19 protein-coding genes are annotated in these 22,795 nt (G+C 43.5%); 15 read left to right on the plus strand and 4 right to left on the minus strand.

Going from position 1 to position 22,795, the window contains the following annotated elements; all coding sequences use genetic code 11:
* Window positions 1-96 precede the first annotated feature (96 nt).
* Both J1C77_RS02015 and J1C77_RS02020 read right to left on the minus strand, forming a co-directional pair.
* Window positions 97-1,233 (minus strand): YcjF family protein, encoded by a 1,137-nt coding sequence (locus tag J1C77_RS02015; protein ID WP_002922315.1) that lies wholly within the window; start codon window positions 1,231-1,233, stop codon window positions 97-99.
* Complete coding sequence (locus J1C77_RS02020) at window positions 1,233-1,460, minus strand: hypothetical protein (protein ID WP_002922313.1); 228 nt, start codon at window positions 1,458-1,460, stop codon at window positions 1,233-1,235. The genes J1C77_RS02015 and J1C77_RS02020 overlap by 1 nt, the downstream gene beginning before the upstream one ends.
* A 461-nt stretch (window positions 1,461-1,921) precedes the next feature.
* Between J1C77_RS02020 and J1C77_RS02025 the strand changes: the two genes are divergently transcribed.
* The 4 genes from J1C77_RS02025 to J1C77_RS02040 all read left to right on the plus strand — a co-directional run bounded on the left by J1C77_RS02025 (window position 1,922) and on the right by J1C77_RS02040 (window position 9,382).
* The gene (locus tag J1C77_RS02025) at window positions 1,922-2,365 is read left to right on the plus strand and encodes a hypothetical protein (RefSeq protein WP_002922312.1); all 444 of its coding nucleotides are present in this window, start codon (window positions 1,922-1,924) and stop codon (window positions 2,363-2,365) included.
* Between the two features lie 307 nt (window positions 2,366-2,672).
* Window positions 2,673-3,923 carry a dicarboxylate/amino acid:cation symporter gene (locus J1C77_RS02030; protein WP_002922311.1) on the plus strand — a complete coding sequence of 417 codons (1,251 nt, stop codon included), beginning with the start codon at window positions 2,673-2,675 and terminating at the stop codon, window positions 3,921-3,923.
* Window positions 3,924-3,937: 14 nt separating this feature from the next.
* A complete protein-coding gene (locus tag J1C77_RS02035) occupies window positions 3,938-4,876 on the plus strand; it encodes an ATP-grasp domain-containing protein (protein ID WP_002922310.1) in 939 nt (312 codons plus the stop codon).
* 279 nt (window positions 4,877-5,155) lie between these two features.
* Window positions 5,156-9,382 carry a GH32 C-terminal domain-containing protein gene (locus tag J1C77_RS02040; protein ID WP_002922304.1) on the plus strand — a complete coding sequence of 1,409 codons (4,227 nt, stop codon included), beginning with the start codon at window positions 5,156-5,158 and terminating at the stop codon, window positions 9,380-9,382.
* 147 nt (window positions 9,383-9,529) lie between these two features.
* Here J1C77_RS02040 and J1C77_RS02045 read toward each other — a convergent pair whose 3' ends face one another.
* A complete protein-coding gene (locus J1C77_RS02045; RefSeq protein ID WP_002922302.1) occupies window positions 9,530-10,366 on the minus strand; it encodes a MerR family transcriptional regulator in 837 nt (278 codons plus the stop codon).
* Window positions 10,367-10,452: 86 nt separating this feature from the next.
* Between J1C77_RS02045 and J1C77_RS02050 the strand changes: the two genes are divergently transcribed.
* Complete coding sequence (locus tag J1C77_RS02050; protein WP_042763012.1) at window positions 10,453-11,487, plus strand: NAD(P)H-dependent amine dehydrogenase family protein; 1,035 nt, start codon at window positions 10,453-10,455, stop codon at window positions 11,485-11,487.
* Window positions 11,488-11,545: 58 nt separating this feature from the next.
* Here J1C77_RS02050 and J1C77_RS02055 read toward each other — a convergent pair whose 3' ends face one another.
* Window positions 11,546-14,653 (minus strand): LPXTG-anchored zinc carboxypeptidase, encoded by a 3,108-nt coding sequence (locus tag J1C77_RS02055; protein ID WP_002922300.1) that lies wholly within the window; start codon window positions 14,651-14,653, stop codon window positions 11,546-11,548.
* Window positions 14,654-14,908: 255 nt separating this feature from the next.
* Here J1C77_RS02055 and J1C77_RS02060 point away from each other — a divergent pair, with 255 nt between their 5' ends.
* The 10 genes from J1C77_RS02060 to J1C77_RS02105 all read left to right on the plus strand — a co-directional run bounded on the left by J1C77_RS02060 (window position 14,909) and on the right by J1C77_RS02105 (window position 22,670).
* Window positions 14,909-15,175: an ACT domain-containing protein gene (locus J1C77_RS02060; RefSeq protein ID WP_002893729.1), complete on the plus strand. Its 267-nt coding sequence runs from the start codon at window positions 14,909-14,911 to the stop codon at window positions 15,173-15,175.
* 10 nt (window positions 15,176-15,185) lie between these two features.
* Window positions 15,186-16,523 carry a PFL family protein gene (locus J1C77_RS02065; protein WP_002922299.1) on the plus strand — a complete coding sequence of 446 codons (1,338 nt, stop codon included), beginning with the start codon at window positions 15,186-15,188 and terminating at the stop codon, window positions 16,521-16,523.
* Between the two features lie 132 nt (window positions 16,524-16,655).
* Complete coding sequence (locus J1C77_RS02070) at window positions 16,656-17,552, plus strand: hypothetical protein (protein WP_002922298.1); 897 nt, start codon at window positions 16,656-16,658, stop codon at window positions 17,550-17,552.
* Window positions 17,553-17,683: 131 nt separating this feature from the next.
* Window positions 17,684-18,385, plus strand: coding sequence for a histidine phosphatase family protein (locus tag J1C77_RS02075; RefSeq protein WP_002922297.1), 702 nt, complete (start codon window positions 17,684-17,686; stop codon window positions 18,383-18,385).
* A gap of 99 nt (window positions 18,386-18,484) precedes the next feature.
* Window positions 18,485-19,183, plus strand: a complete 699-nt coding sequence (locus J1C77_RS02080) for a histidine phosphatase family protein (RefSeq protein WP_002922296.1) — start codon at window positions 18,485-18,487, stop codon at window positions 19,181-19,183.
* A complete protein-coding gene (locus tag J1C77_RS02085; protein ID WP_002893723.1) occupies window positions 19,170-19,958 on the plus strand; it encodes a M15 family metallopeptidase in 789 nt (262 codons plus the stop codon). The genes J1C77_RS02080 and J1C77_RS02085 overlap by 14 nt, the downstream gene beginning before the upstream one ends.
* 214 nt (window positions 19,959-20,172) lie before the next feature.
* The gene (locus J1C77_RS02090) at window positions 20,173-20,496 is read left to right on the plus strand and encodes a PadR family transcriptional regulator (RefSeq protein ID WP_002911709.1); all 324 of its coding nucleotides are present in this window, start codon (window positions 20,173-20,175) and stop codon (window positions 20,494-20,496) included.
* Window positions 20,496-21,068 carry a DUF2812 domain-containing protein gene (locus tag J1C77_RS02095; RefSeq protein ID WP_002922294.1) on the plus strand — a complete coding sequence of 191 codons (573 nt, stop codon included), beginning with the start codon at window positions 20,496-20,498 and terminating at the stop codon, window positions 21,066-21,068. The genes J1C77_RS02090 and J1C77_RS02095 overlap by 1 nt, the downstream gene beginning before the upstream one ends.
* Window positions 21,069-21,109: 41 nt before the next feature.
* Window positions 21,110-21,949, plus strand: a complete 840-nt coding sequence (locus J1C77_RS02100) for an ABC transporter ATP-binding protein (protein ID WP_042763009.1) — start codon at window positions 21,110-21,112, stop codon at window positions 21,947-21,949.
* Window positions 21,942-22,670 carry an ABC transporter permease gene (locus J1C77_RS02105; RefSeq protein WP_002922291.1) on the plus strand — a complete coding sequence of 243 codons (729 nt, stop codon included), beginning with the start codon at window positions 21,942-21,944 and terminating at the stop codon, window positions 22,668-22,670. The genes J1C77_RS02100 and J1C77_RS02105 overlap by 8 nt, the downstream gene beginning before the upstream one ends.
* Window positions 22,671-22,795: the final 125 nt, after the last annotated feature.

Consider the following 22,795-nt stretch of genomic DNA (forward strand, 5'->3'; position numbering starts at 1 on the left):
CGTTTACGGACATTCAAGAGAACTCTCTTGGATGTCTTTTTTGATGTAAAAAGGAATTTAACCTAAAAATACCCCAATATTCAAAATCTTGGGGTATTATCTTTTTTTAGATAGTTGTTCTCTAAAAAGTTTTGTCATTTGTTTTTGTCCGGCAGGAGTACCTAGTGCTTCTTTGCTTATTTCTCCTTTAAATATTTGTTCCATTAAAAATAGGTAAGCCTCGCCTAAAGCAGTTGTAATTAATCCAGCTGTGGTTCCAGAAATCGTTCCGCCAACTGCTGTGCCTACTCCTGGGATAAATTTGAGTATATTAGAAACGATTGTTTTTCCAAGGAATGTTGCTCCCCCAGATCCTAAAGTTGAGGATACAAAGGCGGTTAGAAAGGTTTTATTTATATCAAGCCCAAATATTACTGTGATGCCAGTAATCATGCTTATCTGGGTCGGTACAAGCATGAATGCATCTGCAAAAGGAACTGGCGCGAAACCTTCACCAAAACTTGCTGCTACTGCAGTCGCAATGACTGCCCTAGCATGTTTTTTTTTAGATTCCAGAGATACTTTTTGGATATTTTGGAGAGTATCTTGTAGTTCAGTTGGCAATACCTCAGACATTACATCAATCAAAGTATCTAATCCAAAAGCTTTAGCGACATATTCCTCATCAAAATCCATATCTTGAGCTAAAATTGGCACAACTTTACAGACGTCTAAGTTTTCCTGCTCAACATGAGCTTTCATTTCTAATGCTTTCTTCTTAGGTACAGATTGAGTAAGGACAACAATGATTGGTACCTTAGACGTTTTATTCTTCTCAGAAAACTCTCTGAGCCATTCCACTTCCGAACTATCAAAAGTACGGTTTGAACCGACATTAATACAATACCAAATGCAGTGAATCACCTCATTGATATCATTAGAAGAGTAACCGTTGTTAATTAGTTTAATGACTTCATCTTTGACACTCTCCTGTTGGGTATATGACAATTCAAAGCCGGGTGTATCATAGATTGCCAAAGGATATCCGGTTTTTTCAATTTTGCGAATTTCTTGAGTTACTGGTCGACCCAATCCAGTATCAGCAAAATTCCCTCTAAACAAACTATTAATTAGTGTGCTTTTGCCAACACCTGATTTGCCAATGACGATGATGTTTAATCTTTTTAAATTATTAATTTTATCATTAATTGCGTTGAGACATTGCTGCGCAATATTATCTGTATTAATTTGCATTATCTTCTACCTTTGTTATAGTCAGATTTTTTAACTAACGTGTCCTTCCCATCAAAACTAGTTTTTAGATGATTGGTTAGTGTTACTTGTTTTTTATATACATAATTTCTAGTTTTTTTCAAAACTTTAGGCAGAAGAACTGTAGAGGCTAAAATTAAAGCTCCGCTTCCTAGGATATATTTTACTTTAGAAGAATTTCTTTTTTTGTTACCTTTTGTCTTTGACATAATATTCTCACTAATATGATATTTTAAATAATTATATCATATTAGAAATTAAAAGAGTCAATTTAATGATTTTGCTTATCTCTTTGTTTTAAAGATTTTAGAACAACTTCTCCGATAGAAATTGAAGTAATGTTAGCAGAGATCTATTAGTTGTAATGAAGAGGGGGCAAAGATATTGAAGATAGAAAAGTAGTTATGTGGCTTTCAGCTTGTCTCACTCTCCAAGGTACAAGAAAAATAAACCACCTGCCTTGCGTGTGTGGTCCCTAGATGGGTGGCTATGATTTGTAAAATAAGTCTAAGTAAATAGCTTGATAAGATTTAGTAATTTATAGATTTTAAAAAATTTATATAGTAAACTAGATGTGTAACATTGGGTTTTGAGTGACTGAAAAATTAGTATGGATCGTACCAGTTGTTTTAGAGAATTAATGTGGTATCAAAAAAATTAAGGAGACGTTATGAAAAAACGAACGAAAAGCATAATTGCAACAATTGCATCAATAGTGGCGCTCGTAAGTCTGGGAGGATGTGCCATGACTCAAAAAGAAAGTAATAAACAAGATAAGAAAGTTGCTTCTTCAAAAAAGGCTATCAAAGATGATAAAGAAGCCATCAAGCAAAAACAGCTTGCTTATCTAAAAAAGCATGAGCAAGAAATTATAGATTTGGTAAAAGCTCAAAGTCCGAAAGTTGAATCAGTTCAGATTGATTGGGAACAGACGCAATGGAGTGATGGTGGGCTTACAAATCCTGAGTATTATATTAATGTTTTTGGGCGAATCAATAATATTGAAGAATCGGGTTGGGGAGTGGATATACCGATTGATGATGATAATACAGTAAATATAGATGATATGTATTTAGGATCCGATATTAGAATTGGAGGTAGATTAATGTTTTAAGGGGAAATGGTTACAGACATTCAAGAGTTATTTCTTGGATGTCTTTTTTCTTAAAGTTAATATGTTCTCTAAAAATTATCGGTTATTCCAGGATTCATTTTTCTGGGTTTCTAAAAGTGATTTTAGTGATGATTAGATTTACCAGATTAGTTCTATCTGCAGAATTTGCAAATCTAGGAATGGAGTGTTTTTTACATTATTCAACTCACCTATAAAATTCTTCTATTGCTTTCATAGAAAATGTATATTAGCCAGATAGGGGCAATCATAGTAAAATAGCTATCAAAATAGACTAAAGGAGTTTGGAATGAAAATCGTTTCTTTATGGTCAAAGGTTTCTCTGGGCTTGCAACTCTTGATTGCTTTAATTTTGGGTGTTCTTGTTGCTCTTATCTGGCCACAGTTTTCGGCTTTTTACCAGTTTTTGGGTCAAGCTTTTATCAGTTTGATTAATATGGTGATTATTCCGCTGGTCTTTCCGGTTGTGGTCGTAGCTGTGGCTGGTGTGATTGGTAAGAAATCTTTTGGGAAGCTCTTGTCAAAGAGTCTGCTCTATTTCTTTGGGGTCACGACGGCGATTACCTTTATTTTTGTCTTTGCAGCTTATTATCTAGGCTTTGGTCAGGGAGTCAATATCGGTCAGGCGGGAGCCAGTATTGACGGGATTGCCAAAAGTATTCAGCTGGATGAGTTCTTGCTTAGCTTCATTCCCTCCAATATCATCAAGTCGCTTTCAGAAGGAGCTCTGCTTCCTATTATTGTTTTTGCTCTATTTTTAGGATTTGGGCTTGGAAGCCTCAAGGAAGAAAAGACTCAGAAAGCTGTTGAGCTGCTGCAGATTTGGATTGAGGCTATTTATAAAATTGTCGGTGTGATTGTGAAGCTGTCTCCGATTGGTATTTTTGGTTTTATTGCTAAGGATGTGGCTACGACAGGAGTTGACAAGTTGGTCGGTTTGGGGCAATTTGTAGCAGGGACTTATCTGGCTTATGCAGTGCTAGCTTTAGTGATTTTTCCTTTGATTGCTTTTGCTTTCAGAATTCCTTATCTAACAAGCTTGCAACGGATTTGGAGCCTTTTGACTTTGGCTTTTGTCTCTGGAAGTTCCAGTGTTGTCCTGCCGCCACTGTTGAAAGATTTAAAGAAGCAGGGGCATGATGAGCATGTCATAGATTTGGTTGTGCCTTTGGGTTACACTTTTAATCTTGAAGGGGCTGCTGTCTATTTCTCTGTAGCAACTGTTTTTATTGCTCATGCTTATGGGATTGCTTTTTCTGTCTCAGGACTTTTCTTTACTGTTTTGCTTTTGACATTGATTGGTAAAACAGCTGCAACGGTGCCTTCTGGAGCGATTGTTGTCTTGCTGGCAGCTGCGCCTCAGCTAGGCCTACCGGTGGAAGGCGTTGCCTTGATTTTTGCGGTTGATTTCTTTGTCAATGCTGGTCGCACTGCCCTCAATGTTCTAGGTCAGGTCTTGGCCGTCAGTGTTATTGAAAAGACGGAAGGCAATGTAGTAGAAGAATCGAAAAGCAGCAAGCTGGCTGTTCGATATTCCTAAAGGAGAGAAGACTTATGAGTCAAGCAAAAGTTTATGTTATTCATGAAAATTTGGAGTGGACGCAGCACTTGGTCAAGTGGCTAGAGGAAAAAGATGTGCCCTATGAACTTTGGGATTTGTCAAGTGGGATCCTAGATCTGCAGAGTCCGCCCCCAACAGGAATTTTCTACAATCGGATGTCAGCTTCTTCTCATACGCGTGGACACCGCTATGCACCAGAATTTACAGAGCAGGTTCTAACTTGGCTGGAAGCTCACGGTCGCAAGGTCATCAACGGAAGCGGAGCTATTAATCTGGAAATCAGCAAAATTAAACAGTATTTGAAGCTTTCTGAGGTTGGAATTGCTTATCCAGAGACGGTAGCCGTTTTGGGACAAGAGAATATTCTGGAGGCAGCTAGAAAACTGAATATTTATCCCCTGATTACCAAGCATAATCGGGCTGGGAAAGGTTTGGGAGTGCAGCTCTTCAATAGTGAGAAAGAGTTGGAAGCCTATGTAGATAGTCCTGCTTTTGAGCCTTCTGTGGATGGGATTACCCTGCTTCAGGCCTATATCAAGCCTGCGGATGGCCGGATTCGTCGTTCGGAGTTTATCAACCAGAAGTTTCTTTATACAGTGTCCATCGATTCATCAGATGGTTTTCAGCTTTGTCCGGCAGATGGGTGTCAGATTGGGCAAAAGCCTGCTCAGTTGGAAACATCGGATAAGTTTCAAATCACGGAGCCACTGCCTGTTAGTCAAAGTCAGGCTTACGAGACATTTCTAGCTCAGGCTGGTATTGATGTGGCGGCTATTGAGTGGGTAGAGTCGGAGGCAGGTCAGATCTATGTCTATGATGTGAACACCAATACCAACTATAATCCGACAGCAGAAGAAAAAGCAGGAATTTTTGCTCATCAGCACTTGGCAGAATATCTAAAGAACGAGCTGGCCGCATCCTATTCAGAATAAATTTAAAACAAACAAAAGCTTTCCGTTTAGGAGGCTTTTTGTTTGTTCTTCGTTTCCAAAATATGACATCTGTCATTTTGTTTTTGTGACAAGCGTCAGGTGAAGCGCTTACAAAAATTTGTTATATTTAGATTATTGAGATTGCTTCTTTTTTATAAAGGAGTTAGGTGCTAAATGAGGTGTTCATTTTGAACAAGAAAAGGTGAAAGGAGTGCCTTATGTAGAAGTAAATTTGGTTGTGAGGAGTCTGATTTTATTTTTAGAATATTGAGGTGTGTCATGAAAAATCATCAGGAAAAAGTGTGTAAAAATTGGTTTATGAGAAAAAGCGGCAAGCGTTGGGTGTTTGGGTGCGCCCTGCTTGCTTTTGGAGCTTTCTTGTTAGATGGTGGCGGAGTGGTTTATGCGGATGAGGGGAAGGCTAATCCAGCCCCTGCTCAGTTCTTGCAGACTGATTCATCAGCTGTCTCGGAGCCTGAGAGTGAGCAAACAGCTGCTTCTACAAGGAATGCCGATAAGACAGAGAACATTGTAGCTGGGGAGACTGCTGCAACTGTAGCGACGGAAGCAGGTAGTCAGGATGCAGCAGTAGAGTCGGCTAATCGAAAGGCTGATAAGGAAGATCAAGTCACAGCAAATGCTAAAGAGAGCAAACAGGAAGAAGACGAACAGCCAGTAACGAAGGAAGTTGCTTCGGAAAAACTCCCTGCCGCAGAGACTGTAGATAAGCAGTCAGGCTTCAATACTAATTTGGCAGAAGCCAAGGGAGACAAAAATGGAGTTTGGGAAGTCCGGGAGCAAGGACTTTATAGTGATGCCAGAGGCAAAGGTGATAGTTTTCTTTACTCTCAAAGTCAGGGCAAGGATTTTGTTTACTCAACGGATGTAACTTTCCTCAGTAAGGAAGGGGCGGCAGCCCTCATTTTCCGCAGTAATAATAATCCGGATGACAAGAGCAGCTATGCAGTTAATATTGATGGTGGTAGCAGCAATGTGAAGTTTTGGCGTTGGCAAGGCGGGCGTGACTATCAGTTTATCAATGAAAAACATATCGAGCCAACGGATGATAATAAATATCGACTCAAGGTCGTTTCTATCGGCTCTTGGGTATCCTACTATGTCAATGATATTCTAGTGGCCAGCTCAGGAGATTACACGCTTCAGAGAGATGATAAGGGGCAGAATACTTATCTGTCAGAAGGTTATTTTGGCTTACTTAACTGGAATAGCGAGCTGCTTTTTCAAAATACCTTTTATAAAGAAATCACTTCTCAGTCTAATCCTGAGTTGGAGGATATAAGGGTGACTTCTTCGGTTGGGAAAGTGGAGCAGAAAGGTCAGTTTACTGCTCCTATTACCATCCAGTATGTCAAGCATGATGCTGAGACTGTAGACTTGACCGTCGTAGCAAAAAATCCTGCTGCCAAGGTAAGCGTGACCGATGCTGCAGGTAGGGTTTATAGTGATTTGAAGAATATTCCGCTGGCAGTGGGGGCAAACTATCTGACTGTGACCAGTACTGTGACGGATGCGGATGGGCAGGAGGTCAGCCTGACTTACCGGCTCAATGTCCATCGTCGGCAGGCAGATGAGATTTACTACAATGAGCTCTATCGCGGTCAGTATCATTATTCGGTCAAGGACGGTTGGGCCAATGATCCCAACGGGCTGGTTTATTACAAGGGAGTCTATCATTTCTTCTATCAGTTTTATGACGATACCAAGTGGGGGCCTATGCACTGGGGCCATGCGACCAGCAAGGATTTGATTCATTGGGAAGAACATCCGATTGCCTTTTATCCGGATGCTAATGGGGCTATGTTCTCAGGCTCTATCGTAGCAGATACCACCAATTCCTCTGGTTTGTTTGACAATGACCAGGGCGGTTTAGTTGCGCTGATTACTGCCGATGGAAACGGTCAGCGCATCAAGTTAGCCTACAGTAAGGATGAGGGTCGGACTTGGACGAAGCTTGATCAAATTGCAGCTGACTGGACGGATGATCCACTGCAATCTCAGGATTTCCGTGACCCCAAGGTCTTCCGTTGGGAGGGTAAATGGTTTATGGTCGTTGCAGGCGGACCGCTGAGAATTTATTCGTCTGATAATCTGCGTCATTGGAAGGTCGAGTCAACTTATGCGGATCTCCATACGGAGTGCCCAGATCTCTATCCTCTACTGGCAGATGATGGTAGCCTAAAATGGATCCTGTCTCGTGGCGGGCGTTCCTATAAGGTCGGTGATTTTAGACAGGTGGAGGGCAAGTGGACCTTCGTCCCAGATGCTGAGTTTGCTCAGGCTGATCAGGTCATGAACTTTGGTAAAGATTCTTATGCGGCCATGACTTACTACGTTCAGGACTTTGGCAGCAAGGCTAATCCAACCCTGCCTGACATTATTGAGTCTAACTGGATGAATACCTGGGAAGACTACTGCAATCTGGTAGCCGATACCGTCGGTCAGAAGTTTAACGGCACCTTCAATCTTAACCTCAAACTAGGCCTTATCAAGCAAGACGGCAGCTATCGGCTGACTCAGACGCCAATTACAGCTTATCAGTCTCTGCGTCAGGAAGACAAGGCTGTGTTGTATAAAGACGTGGAAGTTAGTGAGAAGAATGGGCTGTTGAAAGATTTTTCTGGTGATCAGTATGAAATTGTCTCTACTTTCCGGCCGAGTGAAACGACTAAGAAAGTCGGTTTTAACCTGCGGGTTGGAGATGGAGAAGTGACTAGAGTTACCTATGATTTAGAAAAGGAAACTCTCTCTATTGACCGCAGCCGGTCCGGCATTCTTCTCAGTAATAAATTTGCTCAGGTGGATAGTCAGTCCGTCAAGCGCAATGCGGATGGCAGCATAGATCTGCATCTCTATGTGGATCGCTCCAGCCTAGAAGTCTTTGCCAAAGGGTATACTGTAGCGGGTGCCAATCAGATTTTCCCTGCGCCAAATAGTCTTGCCGCTAGTGTGTTTGTAGAAGGTGGTGCAGCTAAGGCTGACATTGCTCTTTATCCGCTGAAGGGCATCTGGAAAGACAAGCAGGCAGTGACCAAACCACTGGAACTAGTGCAGGCTTCTCCTGTAACAAATAATATTTATGTCGGTGATACTTTGGATTTGAAAGCATATGTCATGCCAGCAAGTGTCTCTCAAGCGGTCAGCTGGAGTGTGGATCAGCCAGGCTTGGTCTCTGTCACGGAAGATGGCAATAAGCTGCGAGTGACTGCTCTGCAAAGGGGTGTGGTCAAGGTAACGGCGACCTCTAAGGAAAATCCAAGCCTTTCCAAGGTCTTCACCATCAATATCAGCCGTAACGACTTTAAGACCAATGTTCCAGATCTAAAAGCTGTTTCCGGTAAGTGGTATGTCGACGGTGAAAGCCTCTATAATCAGAATGCCAGCGCCAATGATTATTATATGGGAGGTCAGAAGATTCCTTTCCCTGAGTATAACTTGGATGTGGATCTCAAGTATCAAAAAGGCTTGATTAACATTTTCTATGCGTCTGAAAATGTTGATCCTCGCAATGCTTATTCTATTCAATTTGGCGATAATGATAAGATTCGACTTTACCGCTTTATGGGAGAGACGATTGCAGAAAGTAGCATGAATGGCAAGCATCTTAATGACGGCCAGTTCCACCATGTTAAGCTAGTGAAAACTAAAAATGGTGTCAGTGTATCTGTGGACGGTGTAGAATACCTGAAACACCAATTTGATACGGTTGAGCCTTATTATAATGATGCCTACATTGGTCTGGGACTCTGGGATGGGGATTTGGAAGCTCGCAATTTCTTTGTGACCAATCTTCATGCGCCAGCAGTTAATAAGGCTTCTCTGCAGAAAGTGGTAGACAGTACGGCTAGTCTAGGTCCAAGCCTCTACACAGATGAGACAGTTCAGGCTTACCAGTCAGCCTTGGCTCGAGCCCAGTCTCTCTTGGCAGATGAAAAAGCGGAGCAGGCAGATTTAGATAGAGCAGAACAGGATCTGAAGGCGGCTCTTGCTGCTCTGGCTGTGAAACCTAGTCATCAGGTCACTCCAGAAGAAGGGATAAAGGACCTAGTGGAAGAAAAGCCGTTCTTAGAAGTCGTAATGGAAGAAATTGCATATCAGACTCGAGAACAGGAAAATCCAGAACTGGAACAAGGGCAGCGGCGGATACTTGTAGCCGGCCAAAAGGGTCAAAAGCGAGTCTTTGTAGAAGTCTTGAACGGTCAGCGAACCGTCCTCGGTCAGGAAGTGCTCTCTCTAGCAGTTGACGAACTAGTAGAAGTTGGCAGCAAGGTGGTGGCTGAAAGTGCTAAACAGCCTTTGACAAGGACCCAGCCTCAAGCTCAGAAGCAAGGTGAGGAAGGAAAAGTTATTCCAACGCCAAGATTGCAGCCAGCTCCCGACTCAGCTCTGCCTAAGACTGGCACTCAAGAAGATAAGTTTCTGCCTCTGGCTGGTTTAGCTTTTCTGGGAATGGGGCTTCTAGCTGGAAGAAAGAAGCAAGAAGACTAAGGTGCTAAGCAATGGTTATTTGCACATAAAAAGGATGGGGTTTTCCCGTCCTTTTTTGATATAGATAAGGCTTGTGAAGTGATTCGTTTTTAGCTGAACATGCTGCGGTATCTGTCAAGAATTCCGATACATCCATCTGCTTGCTTTTTAATTCTCTATCTGAACTTGCATCCGGATGAACATATCGCGGTGCTGCTCTTGGAGTTGTGGTTGTTCATGAATGACCTCGCAGATATAATCGCCCACAGGAGTATATCCAGCTTGGGTTAGAGCCTGGTAAAAATGCGGCAGAGCTTTAAGTTCATTTGCAAAGGAGGAGCAGTAAGCAACAGCATAATTTCCTGCCGGCAGCAACATTCGATTTAAGTGAGGGAGTTCATTGGGAGTATGATGGAAGAGACAGAGTTGTTTGGAAATCCATCTTTCTTTTTGGAAATCTTCTTGTTTCATAATGGAACCAACACGGCTGAAATGGGTGAAAAAAGGACTGTAACGCAGGATTTCTTGTTTGAAGTAGCGGAGAGCAAGTTCGTATTCCTCACTTTTCATTTGATAAATATTTTGATTAATTTCAAAAGTAAGCAGCTGCCGTTCAGGAAAAGTTAGGATTTCCAGCTCTTGCTCGCTCTGCTTTTCGCCATAGATACGGGCACCAGACCGAAAGATTTCGATTTCTTGGATTTGTTTTTCTAAATTTTCTTTTTCCTCTAGAAGGCGCTGATAGCGTTCCTCGATAAGCTGGTGCAGTTGAAAATGGTCTTTGTCAGATAGGATTTCTTTGATGTCTTCTAGAGAAAAATTCAGTTGACGCAGGTACTGAATGGAGTCAACCAGAGAAGATTGATTGATGTGGTAGTAGCGATAGTTGGTTTCTGGATCGACTTTATAGGGTTTTAAAAGACCGATTTGGTCATAGAATCTTAGAGTTTGGATGGAAATCTGATTTATTTGGGAAAATTCTCCAATACGCAAAATTTTTTTCATTTTTTAAAACCCTCTATTGACTCTCTAGTTACTAGAGATATTATACTATAATTGTGAAAATAATAACAATTAATGGAGGGTTTGCCATGAGAAATACAAAAATTCGTGCTGTTCAGTATGGCTGCGGCAAGATGTCTAAAGTGATTTTCAAGTACCTACTGGATCACGGTGTAGAAATTGTCGGAGCTATTGATAACAATCCTGCTGTAGTAGGACAGGATGTTGGTGATTTTGCAGAGCTAGGCTATAAGACTGGTGTCCTGATTTCTGATAATGCTGAACGTGTCTTTGGAGAGTGTGACGCTGACATTGCCATTGTCACCATTGCTTCCTATATGCCGGAAATGTATGATTTTTTTGAAACAGCCATCAAACATGGAGTTAATATCATCACGACCTGTGAGGAAGCGATCTACCCTTGGACGACGTCGCCATCTGAAACAAACCGCTTGGACAAGCTGGCTAAAGAATATGGTGTCACTGTAATGGGATCTGGCATGCAGGATATTTACTGGATTAATATGCCTTGCTTGGCTATGTCTGGCCTTAATCGCATTCAAAAGGTGAAAGGGATTGTCAGCTATAATGTGGAAGATTATGGTCTGGCCTTGGCAGAAGCGCATGGTGCTGGTTACGATTCAGAGCGATTTGAAAAGGAAATTGCCAGTGCTGAGAGTCTGCCGTCCTATATGTGGAATGTTGCTGAAGCTATTTGCTCTAAGATGAACTGGACCATTCAGGATATTTCACAAAAGAGCGTTCCTTACATTTTGGATGAAGATGTTTATTCTGAAACGCTGGGACGTATAGTTCCGGCGGGGCAAGTAACGGGTATGTCAGCTGTGACAACCATTCATACCCATCAGGGAATTGAGTTGGAAGTAGAGTGTATTGGCAAGGTCTATCGTGAAAATGACGGAGATATGTGTGATTGGGAAATTACTGGCGAACCGAATCTAGTCTTCTCAGTCAGCAAACCTGATACCGTCGCCTTGACTTGTGCCACTATCATCAATCGAATCCCTTCTGTGTTAGATGCACCGGCAGGTTATGTAACCTCAGAGTTGGCGCGTGAGTTGGCCTATCCGACCTATCCGCTTCATACCTATGTGGAAAAATAACAAAGCTTATAACTAAAAATACATCTCCCGCATCAATTGGGAGGTGTATTTTTAAGTATTAGTCTTCCTTTTTCTTTAAAAGTAAGAGTCCAGCTGCTCCTGCGATTAGGAGTCCAGCTAGAGCAAAGCTAGCAGTTTTTTCTTGACTGCCGGTCTGCGGAAGGGTCTGGCTCTTGTAGGTCAGGACTACCGTTTGAGCCGGTGGATTCACTGTAGCAGGCTTCCAGTCAAGGACAGTCTGACTTGGCGCTTGATAGGTTGGGTCAGGTGCCGCAGGACTTGGGAGGTCTGTCAGCTCGGCCAACTGGCTGCCAAAGATAGCGTTGGAGATCCAGCGGTAGAAGTGAACAGGGTGAAGACGATTGGTCGGATTGCCAGCATAGACAAAGAGAGGTTGTTCTTTATAAGTGCCGGCAATGGCTACGACTTTGTTGGCCAGTTGTTCATTGCCAGGCCACCAGCCAGCGATATAGAAGTCGCTGCCAGCAATGCTGGCAAGAGTCCTAAAGTTGGCAGGAATCTTAGCAATCCAGTTACCAGAGTTGGAGTAAAAGAGTCCATCCTTTTTGTAGCCGCTGGTCAGCGGGTCTTGGTCTTGGATAACGGCCTTCATAAGTCCTTCATAATCACTGCCGTTCTTGAAGAGCTCAGCGTCAAATCCATCTAGGATGCCTAGTTTTTCCAAGCGCTGCATAGCAGAGCCTCCGACGACGATGGTTGGCTTAAGTCCGACAAGAGACTTGTCATAGTTGTTGCTTTCAAGGACGATGACGTCCGCTTCTTCTGGGCTGTCAACAATTTCAAAGCCCATGTTTTTCAGTGCCAAAGCAGTGTGAGCTGGTGAGTCCACACCTGCCCATGAGAATTGATGCGGTGGTGCGTAGACCTTGAGAGGCTTCAGAGTTGGTCCCTGTGGAATCTTATAGAGGGCATCACCGTAAATGGCATAGCGATCCAGAAGGCTGGTAAAAGTCGGAGTATCAACAATATAGCCGTCATCTGTCAGATAAACCTTTTTTCCTTCTGCAAGAGCTTGATTGACGGCCTTAACGGCACTTTCAGACGTATTGGCAATGACATAATAAGGCACTTTCTGATCAACCTGACTGGTACGTGCAGCACGGAGGGCTGTCACGTCGCCTAGCTTGCCTTCAAAGAGCTTGTCGCCAAAGACTGGTTGGGCTTTGAAGCCTTTCATATCAGGAAAATTGACGACCAATTCCGCATACATGGCAGCCCACTTGGATTCATTTGAGCCTTTGTAGAGGACATGATTGGCATAGCCACGCTTGGCCTGTGCCATATCGACAACCAAATCACCTTTTTTATAGTTGCCGCTGTCTTCTTTGAGTTCTTTGACAAGCACACCGTTGCGCTTGAAATAGTCAATCATATTAAAGGCTTCTTGGCTATCGTTATCTTTATCTAGCCCCATCGGGATGACATAGTAGTCTGGGAAGAATTTTTCTTGGCCTTTTTTAATTCGGCCTACAACCTGGCCATCTGGTCCGACTAGTTCATTTTCTGCCTTAGGATCTTCGACTTTATTGATGCCGCGCAGGTAGAAGTTGAGACGCATCTCCATGAGCTTATCGGGGTTCTGAGCTAGATAGTCAAGGCCTCCTAAAACTGCATAATATCCAGCCTTGTAGGACTCTTGATTGCCCTCCGGAATTTCGATGGTATGTCCCAGGATGCCATGGTACATAGAATAAACCGCTGTGTAGCCGGAGAAGGAATCGTCCCATCCGTCTCCCCAGTCCAGTTTTGGAATGATGTATTTGTCGTAGCCAGAGTTGGCAACGCCGGCCCGTCCCATATGATGGGCATTGTCCAGCATGAGGTCAGCTAAAAGGTCATATTCAAAGTTAGGATCGTGAGGCGGGGTTGCCGGCTCAATCAGGAATTCCTTGACAAATCCGTGGATATCATAGAGGGCAATTGGGTTCCATTTGTTAATCAATCCAGCAACAGTACGGGTTTCAGGATTGGCTTGGTAGCCAGTATCACGGTTAGGGTCAAGTCCATTGGCCAGAGCCCGAGTGTTGAGGACATCGCCGTCAGGATTCTCCGTAAAGTCAAAGAGAAAGATAAACTTCTTCAGTAAATCTTGGATTTTGAGAGTGACAAGTTTTTCAGAACCATCTGCAGCGGTTGTTTTGAAGCTGATTTGGTCTTTAGTTGCAAAAGTTTTAAAGAGACCTGTGATAATATCAATAGCAGGCTGTTCATCAGCGTGAGTGTTGTTAATGAGCACAGGTAGTTTATAGTCTAAGTTGCCATTTTTGAGAGCTGCCAGCATTTCTGCTGGTTTGGTCAAGGCCTGTGGATTAGTTGTGCTGAGGTAGTCGTCAATGCTCTTTTGGTCAGAACTGATGATACCCAACTTGATATCGCGACCCTGAGCACTCTTTCCGATGTTCTCAATCTGTACCAAGCGATCGGTCTTGGCATCCTGTCTGCTCTTTTCGATGGATGCCAGCATCTCCTCATGGCTGTGGGAGTCTTCATAAGGGCGCAAGACGATATTTTTGCGAATGGTCAAGCTCAAGTCCTGGCTCGTACCAACCAGTTCATGGCTGCCAATGAAGTTTCGATAGGTCCGGCGAATATTATGGGAAGAGCGCAGGCTGAGATCGTCTCCGAAAAGCTTTTGAAACTGCAGATTCAGATGAAGATCGTTCCCGTCGGCCTTTTCCTCAATTGTGACAAAGGGTTGGCCGGTAAAGGTGCCGCTGTCCATGTTCCAGGTTTTCCAGTCGGCAATCGGTTTATTGTCCAGAGTCCAAGTCAGCTTACCCGCCTGAGAAGCCTGTCCTTGGACGGTTTCCTTGACCTCTGCAGGCTCGGACATATAGACAGTGCTGTCGGCCAGCTGGGTCTTGCCTTCTTCAGAAGCAACTGCTCTTGTTTGAGTTGCTGCAGAGACAGCTGGATTGTCCGCTGCAGGAGCAGGAGTCTGTTCTTTTTCTCCTGTCTGATTTGGAACAGCTTGAGCAGCTTCTGTCGCAGGAGTTACAGCCTCTATCTGATTGGCGGCTGGCTGTGACTCAGTGCTGTTCTGCTGGTCAGCTGCGGCCTTGCCCTGAGCTAAGACAGCCATCAATACAGCGGCTGATAAACTCAAGACTTGAGTATAGAGACGCTTCTTGTATGAATCGTTCATTAGGAAATCTCCTTTGTGTAAAATATTCTATATTTAGTATAACAAATATCGAAAGCGCTTTCAAACAAAAAATAGAAAAACATACAAAGATGCTCAAAATAGTTTCTCAGGTGAATTGCTGAGCATGGAGGCATCTTCCTTGTTCCGAATGCTATTTGCAATATCCGAACCTTCTGTCTTTATTTTCTGAAATAGTATACAAAATCCTCGAATTTATGCTACAATGAGACAAACTAAAAATGATTGGAGCCAAGCATGAAAGCAATTATTACCGTTGTCGGAAAAGATAAAACAGGGATTGTAGCCGGAGTTTCCACTAAGATTGCGGAGCTGGGGTTGAATATTGATGATATTTCCCAAACCGTTTTGGAGGAATATTTTACCATGATGGCCTTGGTGTCCAGCGATGAAAAGCAAGATTTTACGGCCCTTCGCAATGAGTTTGAAGCTTTCGGCCAAGAGCTCAATGTCAAAATCAACATTCAAAGCGCAGCCATTTTTGATGCCATGTACAATATCTAAGGAGTGAAGGATGGATATTAGACAAGTAACAGAAACCATTGCCATGATTGAGGAGCAGAATTTTGATATTCGGACCATCACCATGGGGATTTCACTCTTAGACTGTATCGACACAGATATTGATCGGGCGGCGGAAAAGATTTACCAAAAAATCACGACCAAAGCGAAAGACCTGGTAGCAGTTGGGGATGAAATTGCAGCAGAGCTCGGGATTCCTATCGTCAACAAGCGGGTCTCGGTGACTCCGATTTCGCTGATTGGGGCAGCGACAGACAGTAGTGACTACGTGCCTCTGGCCAAGGCTTTAGACAAGGCAGCCAAGGAAATTGGTGTTGACTTTATCGGCGGTTTCTCGGCCTTGGTCCAAAAGGGCTATCAAAAAGGCGATGAAATCCTCATTAATTCTATTCCACGTGCTTTGGCTGAGACAGACAAGGTCTGCTCCTCTGTCAATATCGGCTCAACCAAGACCGGCATCAACATGACGGCAGTTGCGGATATGGGGCGGATTATCAAGGAAACAGCCCAGCTTTCTGACATGGGGGCGGCCAAGCTGGTCGTCTTTGCTAATGCAGTAGAGGACAATCCTTTTATGGCAGGCGCCTTCCATGGTGTTGGTGAAGCAGATGTGGTCATCAATGTCGGAGTTTCTGGGCCTGGTGTTGTTAAACGGGCCTTGGAAAAGGTCCGTGGTGAGAGCTTTGACGTGGTGGCTGAAACGGTCAAGAAAACAGCTTTCAAAATCACCCGTATCGGTCAGTTGGTCGGTCAGATGGCCAGCGAGCGTTTGGGTGTCAAGTTCGGGATTGTTGACTTGAGTCTGGCTCCAACACCGGCGGTCGGGGACTCGGTCGCCCGTGTCTTGGAAGAAATGGGTTTGGAAACAGTCGGCACTCATGGCACGACAGCAGCCCTTGCCCTGCTCAATGACCAAGTCAAAAAAGGCGGTGTCATGGCCTGCAATCAGGTTGGCGGACTGTCTGGTGCTTTCATCCCTGTGTCAGAAGACGAGGGCATGATTGCGGCTGTGCAAAATGGCTCGCTCAATCTAGAAAAGTTAGAAGCTATGACAGCTATCTGCTCGGTAGGTTTGGATATGATTGCTATTCCAGAGGCGACGCCAGCTGAAACCATCGCAGCCATGATTGCGGATGAAGCGGCTATTGGCGTCATTAATCAAAAGACGACAGCTGTGCGGATTATTCCGAAAGGCAAGGAAGGCGATATGATTGAATTTGGCGGGCTCTTGGGAACAGCTCCGGTCATGAAGGTCAATCAAGCTTCGTCTGCTGCCTTTATCGCGCGGGGCGGTCAGATTCCAGCGCCTATTCACAGCTTTAAAAACTAAAAAGCTAGATTTGAAACAGTTTTTAAGAAAGTAGCGTAAAGGACAGTTATTCAGTTTCCGAGTAGGAGTTTGCGGGATTGAATCTAGCTGGATGCTTGAAATGTAGGGGATTATAAGGAGATTGTTTAGGTTATGAATAAAAGAGAGCTAGCTGAGCTGGCCCTTGATTTAGGTTTGGATTTTGATAAGGAGAGTGGCATTATATATGGCCGTAGAAGGGATTATGCTTTTTATCTAGAGACCATAACAGATGGCGACGAATTTGCGATTTTCTTTTCAGTCAGATGTGAGCAGGGCTATATCGGTCGAGATGCCTTGGAAGCTTTGATCAACGATTCTGAAGTTTTGATTGATTTTGAGAGAGCTGGCTATAACCTGGCCTGTCAGATTTTAGCTGATCAGGATCGGGATTTGCTGCCGGATATTTTGGAGGAGGCTATCGAGGACTGCACCCGCTACTTTGAGGAGCAAGGGCTGGTTAGTGCCTGTGAGAAAACCGGTGAAACCGGAGAGGTCGACCTGTATCAGTTCAAAGGAGATTGGCTCTTTCTCACGCCATCTAGCTATGAGCGGATGGTTTCCATCTCGCAGGATAAGGTGACAAAGCGCTCCCTTCCTCATCAAAGTCCGCAGAAAATACATTATTTTCTGGGTGTTCTCGGAGCATTCTTGACGAGCTTGCTTGGTGCATGTCTTGTCTTCTTTCTGACAGGTGCATCCTTGGCCATGGGCTTCATATCAGGTTTTACACTGCTATTTAGCATTGCTTGCTATGAAAAGTTTGTCAAAGGCATTTCTGTTTTAGGAATTGTAGCAAGTTTCTTTTTTACTTTAGCAATGAGTTTTGTAGCTGTTCAAATCGGTTATGCTAATTCTTTTTACCAAGGGGAAGGCAATATTTTGCAAGCCGTTATCGCTATTAATAAAGCGGCTCTATCCGGACAGTTTGGTCTTAATTACTGGCTCCATTATCTGTACATTATTCTTGGGTGTGTCAGTGCCGTAAAAGTTCATATTAAGTCTCTATAGTTGATTAGATGCTGACTTCACAGTGAGAAGCTGTCTATCATAGTGGGAAACCGAGTTCTCCCTCTTCTTTATCCTAAAGAATCCGAAGGCCTATACTATAATAAACAAAGGAAAAATAAAAGAGGTAAACTATGTCAAAAACAAGACTCTATGTTATCCGTCATGGCAAGACCATGTTCAATACTATCGGCCGGGCTCAGGGCTGGTCTGATACCCCGCTGACTGCCGAAGGCGAGCGAGGTATTCGTGAGCTAGGCATCGGATTGCGAGAGTCGGGTTTGCCTTTTGTCAGGGCTTTTTCCAGTGATAGTGGCCGGACCATTCAGACTATGGGGATTATCTTAGAGGAGCTGGGCCTGACTGGCCAGATTCCCTATCGCTATGACAAGCGTATCCGGGAGTGGTGTTTCGGCAGTTTTGATGGTGCTTATGGTGGTGAGCTCTTTCATGGTGTTATCCCGCGGGTTCTTAAGACGGATAATTACAAAGAACTCAGTTGGCCAGATTTGGCGAATGGTCTGGTAGAAGTGGATACGGCTGGCTGGGCTGAACCTTGGGACAAGCTTAGCGGTCGGATTTTAGAAGGATTTGAAGCCATTGCTAGAGAGGTTGAGTCCTCAGGCGGTGGCAATGCTCTGGTCGTTAGCCACAGCATGACCATTGGTACCCTGGCTTATCTGGTTGATGAGAATATCACGAAAAATCCTAATGTCGATAATGGCAGTGTCACAGTGCTGGAGTATGAAAATGGTCGCTTTAGCATTCAAGCTCTGGGAGATGTGTCTTACCGTCAGGTCGGCGCAGCTATATTGGACCGAGAAAATCAAGAATGAGCAGGAGTTTTGAGACTCCTGCTTTTTGCTTTGAAAGCCGGATGGCGCCAATTTCTTCATAAAATGGTATAATATGAAAAGAACAACGGAGGAAATGAAATGGCAAAAACAAGATTATACTTGGTTCGTCATGGCAAAACCATGTTTAATACTATCGGCCGGGCCCAAGGCTGGTCTGATACCCCATTGACTGAAGTCGGGGAACGTGGTATTCATGAGTTGGGCATTGGCCTGAGAGAAGCTGGACTTGATTTCAAATTGGCCCGTTCCAGCGACAGCGGCCGAACTATTCAGACCATGGGCATTATTCTAGAGGAGCTGGGTCTGACAGATCAGATTTCTTATACCTTTGATAAGCGGATTCGCGAATGGTGCTTTGGCAGTTTTGATGGTGGCTATGATGGAGAACTCTTTATGGGTGTGATGCCCCGGGTTTTCAATATTGAGCATGTTCATCAGCTTAGCTATGCTGAGTTGGCAGAAGGCCTTGTAGAAGTCGATACAGCGGGCTGGGCAGAAAATTGGGAAAAGCTTAGCGGCCGAATTTGGGAAGGCTTTTCAGCCATAGCTGAGGAACTGGAAGCTGCTGGCGGTGGCAATGCCCTTGTAGTCAGCCACGGCATGACCATCGGAACCTTTGTCTATCTAATCAATCGAACTCGGCCTCATGGTTTGGACAATGGCAGTGTGACGGTTGTAGACTATGAAGATGGTAAATTCACAGTAGCTTGCGTCGGAGACATGTCTTATCGAGAGGCCGGTGCTAAAGTAATGGAGGAAGAAGTTGAAACGCGCTAAACATCGCAAAGAAAAGAGAAAATCGAAGTCTAAGAAGATTGGGTTGACACTTTTGCTGTTAATCGTCTTGTGTCTGGCAGCTGGAGGAACGGCGATTTATTTCCGTCCGTCCTTGTTACAAGATCTGCTTGCAAAGATTCAGTTTTCGGGTTCGTCTAGTAGTTCTGCTACGAAGGGCTCTTCTAGCTCAGAGAGTTCGCAGTCTGATTTGCCCAAGGTTTCTTCTACTGACTGGAATTTGATATTGGTCAATCGTGACAACCAGCAAGAAGAAAAGACACCTGATCTGACTCAGATTGGTGAGGTACAGGTTGACAGCCGCATTGCTGAAAATACTCGGCAATTCCTAGCTGCAGCTCAGGCGATAGCTCCTGAAGAAACTTTAATCTCTGGCTATCGCAGCCGAGCTGAGCAGGAGGAACTCTATAACGAAAAAGTTGCTGGGGAAGTCGCCAAAGGCTTGTCAAATGAAGAAGCAGTCAGCATCGTGTTGAAGCAGGTGCAGCTTCCAGGAGCCAGCGAACATCAAACGGGCTTGGCTATTGATATGAGTGCTCCAGAAGGCCAGGAGGATGAATTGGCAGCCAAAATTGCCCAACTAGCTCCGCAGTATGGCTTTGTCCTTCGCTATCCAGATGGCAAGAGTGACATTACTGGAGTTGATTTTGAGAACTGGCATTACCGTTATGTCGGTGTGGAGAATGCCCAGTATATGCAGAAGCATAATCTGGTTCTGGAAGAATATATCGCCCTGCTTAAGGCAGCGGGAAAATAAACAAGTAAGTCAGGTGTTCCTGGCTTTTTTTATGCTGATTTAGATTTCTAATCCTTTTAGCTTCTGATTAAAGCAGCTTTAGCAACAAACATAGAGATACAAAAACGAACCACTTTCTGTAAAAAATATTTATAAATCCTTGACAACTATATCGGACTGCGATATAATATTTATATCAAGGTTCGATATATCAAGGTGAAAGTGAGATAAAAAGATGAGTGGATTGACAGAAAAACTTAGGAGAGTCTATGTGCCAATGACAGAGACAGGTTTTTATATCCTCTTCTGTCTTCAGAAAGAAAGGCATGGCTACAGTATTACTCAAAAAGTCAAGGAGCTGACAGAAGGACAGCTATCTATCAGCCCGGGCACCATGTACGGGACCTTGGCAAAGATGGAGAAAGATGGTCTGATTGCCTTTGTTCGCGAGGAAGAAAAGAGAAAACTCTATTCTATCACTGAGCTTGGGAAGCAGATTTTAGAGTTGGAAATCCAGCGGATTGAGCGTCTTTACCGCAATAGTAAGGAGGAAGTTTGATGGAAAAGAAAATTGTCTATAAAATCTTTACCATTGCAGACTATGACAGAGAAGCAGCTTATTTTAAAAAAATGCATAGCCAAGGCTGGAAATTGAAAAAAGTAAGTTATTCTCCCTTTCTTGTTGCGGTTCGTTATACATTTGAATCCTGTCCGCCTCAGGACGTGGCCTATCAATTAGATTTTCGCCCCATAAAGAAGGCGGAGCAAGAATCCTATTATCAACTGTTTGAGGATTGTGGCTGGGAGCATATTGCAAACTTTAATCAATTTTCTTATTTCCGCAAGCCAGTTTCTCAGATTGATGCGGAGAGCAATCTTGAAATCTATAATGACGCATGGTCTAAGCTAGAAATGGTCAAGCGTTTACTTGTATGGCGGTTTTTGCCAGCCATCATGGTTTTGTGTGTCACGACTTATCTCATTCTAGATATTTCCCAGAAAAGTTTGAAAGCAAGTCTGTTATTCAAATCAATCTTAGCAATAGACTGTCTTATATTGCTCATTCTGTTCTGTCAACTGGTCCATATTGCCTTGCGTTTTTGGAAAATGAGGCAGGAACTGAAAGACTGATTGCAGTTTTGTTAAATACTGTTGTGAAAGCGAGGAAAACAATGAAAAAGACCATTATTGAAGTGCAAGGCTTGAAAAAGAAATTCAAGGAACAAGAAGCCTTAGCAGGAATCGATTTTTCCATCCGAGAGGGAGAAATCTTTGGCTTCCTAGGACCATCTGGATCTGGTAAAACGACGACTATCAATATCTTGACTGGTCAGTTGTCTGCAGATGCTGGGACAGCTCATGTGCTGTCTGCACCGGTTGAGGATTTAAAGGCAGAAGTGCTGGAGCAGATAGGGATTGTCAGCGATGGCAGTGGTTTTTATGAAAAGATGTCACTTTATAAAAATCTCAAAGCCTATGCCATGCTCTTTGGGGTTAAGATGACAGAAGTCGATGAACTTCTCCGAAAAGTTGGGCTTTATGATAGCCGCAACAAGGTGGCTGAAAAATTATCTACTGGTATGAAGCAGCGCATGTTACTGGTGCGTGCCTTGATTAATCGACCTAAACTGCTCTTCTTGGATGAGCCGACCAGTGGCTTGGATCCGTCAACCTCTCGCACCATTCACGAATTGCTGCTGGAACTAAAAGCACAAGGGACAACTATTTTTCTGACGACTCATGACATGCAGGAAGCTACCCTCTTGTGTGATCGCTTGGCCTTGTTAAGTAAAGGAAAACTAGTTGAAGTAGGCAGTCCGCATGAGATAATCCAAAAGTATAATACAGATAAGAAGGTTCGTTTAGAATATGTAGATTTGACGACGAAGACGGTGGCTTTTGAAGAACTGCAAGGAGGCTTGGATTTGTCCAATGTTATCAGTATTCATTCCTGCGAACCAACTTTAGAAGATGTTTTCATCACTTTGACAGGAGGTACCTTAAATGTCTAATAAATTCAAAGGTATGATTTGGCTGAGAGGTCAAGTGACGCTAGCTAATAAAAGTATTCTGTTGCAGGTTTTTATGCCGATTTTCCTCATTTTTCTCTATAAATTTATTTTTTCTCTGAATGGAGCAGGTAAGGAAATTGGAGCGGATAAACTAGCTACTATGTTGCTTACTATCTCTCTGCCCTTTTCTCTAGCCATGTCAGTTGGAACCCCCATTATCATCATCCTAGCTGAGGAGAGGGAAAAACATAATTTGCAAAGTTTGCGCTTGGCTGGTGTGACAGCGGGTCAATACATTCTCTCCGCTTTAATCTGGCCAGCGATTATTGGGATTTTTTACATCGTCATTACCCCACTTTTGGTGGGAGCTAAGCTTTCTAATCATCTGTTCAGTTATAGTTTGGTTCTCTTGTTGACCATGCTGGTCTTAATTTTCTTCTTTTTAATGGTTGGTCTGTTTTGTAAAAATCAGGTCATGGCACAATCCCTTAGTGTTCCGGCTATGCTCTTGGCAGCATTTATTCCTATGTTTTCAAATATGAGCGAGGATTTATTTAAGGTGCTGCGTTATAGCTTTATGGGCCTATTTACTAGCTATATGAAAGATTGGTCTCATTTCCATTTATGGAGCGGAGAATCTTTGGCTCTACTACTTTGGCTGCTTCTTTTTGCAGGAATTTCTTTCTATTTGATGCGCCGTTTGCAAATCTTGGACGACTAATCTAGGTCGCTAGACTGATTTTTAGCACTCTTGTAAAAAGAGTGCTAATTTTTTGAGTTTTTGTCTTGACTTTGGTGTGGAAGAGTGTATAATAGAATCATGAGTTAGCACTCGAGGTAGCTGAG

Source organism: Streptococcus sanguinis, from assembly GCF_050223295.1.
Lineage (GTDB): Bacteria > Bacillota > Bacilli > Lactobacillales > Streptococcaceae > Streptococcus > Streptococcus sanguinis_X.